Genomic DNA, 2736 nt, shown 5'->3' with positions numbered 1-2736 from the left:
TGTCCGCCTTCTTCACCCTGGTTGGAACCCACGGCCTGCACGTCTCCTGCGGCCTGATCTGGCTGGTGACGTTGATGGTGCAGGTCCAGAAGTTCGGCCTGATCGAGGCCATCGCACCGTTTCGATCTCGGCGGCAAGCTCGCGCCAGCCGACGCCGACGCTGCGCACGGTGGCATCGCGGCGATATCCGGAGAGCCAGCCGGTGTTGGCTTGCACGATGAGCGCAACAAACATCACGATGCCGACGGGCGCGGACCAGCGCAGGCAGAAATCCGCCAGGCGGCGGGCCCGTGGCTTCCATTGCACGAGGTTGGCGGCGGCGGCCGCGGCGACGACGAAGGGCGGATAGACCGGCGCGAACCAGTTGGCCTCGACGCGGGCATGCAGCGAATGCCAGACGAAATAGGCGACGATGGTCCAGAACATCGTCTCGATCAGCACGCGCGAGGCCAGCGCGCCGGCCCTGCGCCAGGTCAGCGCGTGCAGGCCCATCGCGCCGAGGATGAAGACGAGCGGGGTCGCGAACGCGATCTGGGTCGGGATCAGCTCGGCGATGAAGACCGGACGAAAGTCCTCGATCTTGGCGCGGCCGAGCTGCTTTGTGAACGAGACCCATTGATGGTCCGCATTCCAGAGGATCACCGGAGCGAACAGCGCGAGCGCAACGAGGCCGCCGAGATAGGGCCAGGGTGAGAGAAACCAGTGCCTGAGTTTCGGCACGGAAGCGAGCCAGATCAGGATCGCCAGCCCGAAGAACATCGCCGTGTATTTCGACAGCAGCGCCGCGCCGACGGCGGCGCCGACCGCGAGCCACCAGGCGCCGCGCCCGGTCTCCAGCACCTTGGCGAGGAAGAACAGCACGAAGCTGGATGCGACTAGAAGAGGCGCATCAGGCGTCACGATCAGCGTGCCGACGGAAGCCATCATGGTCACGTTGAGCAGGATGGCGCTGGTGGCGGCCACGCGCGCACCGCCGAACAGGATCGCGGCAGAGCGATAGACCGCATAGCTCATCGGCAGCGCCAGCAGGATCGAGACCAGGCGGACGCCGAGCTCGGTATCGCCGGCGATCAGGGTGCCGGCGCGGATCACATAGGCGACCATCGGCGGGTGGTCGTAATAGCCGCCCGCCAGGTTCTTCGACCACATCCAGTAATAGGCTTCGTCGAACGTGATCGGCGTGAACGCGGCCGCGACGAGCCGCAGGGCCACCAGCGCGAGAATCAGCAGCGCGGTGTTGCGGACAATCCGCGCGTCAGCCCCGCCCATCGCGGATTACTTCTTGCGCCAGACGAACAGGCCTGACATCGCGTAGTTCCACACTACGCCCATCAGCGCACCGGCCATGCCGGCCAGCCACCAGATCGGCTCCTGGTCGTACACCGAGAAGGCAACGCCGACATTGGCGAGCAGGCCGACGCTGCACACGATGTAGAAGGCGATCAGGCCGCGCAGCAGCGCAAAACCCTTCAGTCGCTGGTCGCGATAGGTGAGGAAGTTGTTGAGGACGAAATTGCTGGTCATGGCGACGATGGCACCCGCGGCCTGCGCCTCCGCGAACGGCGCCTTGAACAGCTGAAGCCCTATGAACAGCGTGGTCAGGTGCACCACGAGGCCGATGCCGCCGACCATCGCGAACAGGATGAAGCGCAGCGAGACGATGTCGTTGCTCAGCTTGGCGAGCACGAGACCGAGGAAATCGAGCGCAACCATGGAATCGAGCTTGCTCTCACCATGCTGGCGGGCGCCGAAAGTGTAGGGAATCTCGACGGCCCGCAGTGTGCCGTGCGCGGTCGCGACGACGTCGAGCAGGATCTTGAAGCCATGCACGGACAGCTTTGGCGCGAGCTCTTCGAAGCGATCGCGGCGCATCATGAAGAAGCCGCTCATGGGATCGGCGATCTCGACCCGCAGCATCTTCCTTGCGAACTCGGTTGCGAGCGCGCTGGCGCCGGCGCGCTGCTTGTTGAAGCCCTCGCTCTTGTAGCCCTCGATGTAGCGGCTGCCGACGACGAGGTCGGCCTGATCGCTTGCGAGCAGCAACAGCATCTTCGGCAGCTGCGCTTCGTCGTGCTGGAGATCGGCGTCGATCACCGCGACAAACGGCGCACTCGAGGCCAGGATGCCTTCGATACAGGCGCCCGACAGGCCGCGACGGCCGATGCGGCGGACACAACGCACGCGGCTGTCCTGCTGTGCCAGCGCGCGCACGACGTCCCAGGTGCCGTCGGGCGAATTGTCGTCGACGAACACGACTTCCCAGGCGACGTTGGCAAGCGTTGCTTCCAGCCGCCTGTACAATACCGTGACATTGTCGCGCTCGTTGAAGGTCGGGACGATGACCGACAGTTCCGGCCCCTCTTGAGCCTGCGGCGGATTGTCGGAGCCCGGTCTGATCGCTTCATTCATGACGGCAGCGTATATCCGCCGCGTCTTACGCTGCCAAGTTCTTGCGCTGCCAAGCCGGGGGGTCTGTGGGAAATGCCCCAAAAGGGGTCTTAAAATGCCAACGACCCCGGAACGGCGGGCCGCGCGTACATCCGGCGCAAGCCCAAGCTATTCCAAGGTCGTCCCAGCGCCGGAGTTTTCGCTCAACGTCGCCGTTAGAGGCTAGATAAGAACGACGAGATCGCTCCGCAAGGGGCGAAAACCACGATTTTCTGGCCTATTGGTTGGGCACTTCCCGGATTATCGGGCCGCGCGGCGCGGGCGCGGCGGGAGCTGCGGGGGCCGCAG

Annotated in this window: 1 protein-coding gene and 2 pseudogenes; 1 reads left to right on the top strand and 2 read right to left on the bottom strand. The window is 65.0% G+C overall.

The features are described from left to right. Positions 1 to 110 (top strand): annotated as a pseudogene (locus MOV75_RS33555) (cytochrome o ubiquinol oxidase subunit III); the annotation flags it as partial. A 1-nt stretch (position 111) separates the two neighbouring features. Here the strand turns inward: MOV75_RS33555 and MOV75_RS33550 are convergent. Both MOV75_RS33550 and MOV75_RS33545 read right to left on the bottom strand, forming a co-directional pair. Beyond that, positions 112 to 1269 (bottom strand): annotated as a pseudogene (locus MOV75_RS33550) (glycosyltransferase family 39 protein); the annotation flags it as partial. A gap of 6 nt (positions 1270 to 1275) precedes the next feature. Then, the gene (locus MOV75_RS33545) at positions 1276 to 2409 is read right to left on the bottom strand and encodes a glycosyltransferase family 2 protein (protein WP_246932022.1); all 1134 of its coding nucleotides are present in this window, start codon (positions 2407 to 2409) and stop codon (positions 1276 to 1278) included. Between the last annotated feature and the right edge of the window lie 327 nt (positions 2410 to 2736).

This window comes from Bradyrhizobium sp. PRIMUS42, from assembly GCF_023006515.1.
Lineage (GTDB): Bacteria > Pseudomonadota > Alphaproteobacteria > Rhizobiales > Xanthobacteraceae > Bradyrhizobium.
Note: the sequence above shows the minus strand (reverse complement) of the source record. Positions and strands in the feature narration are given on the sequence as shown.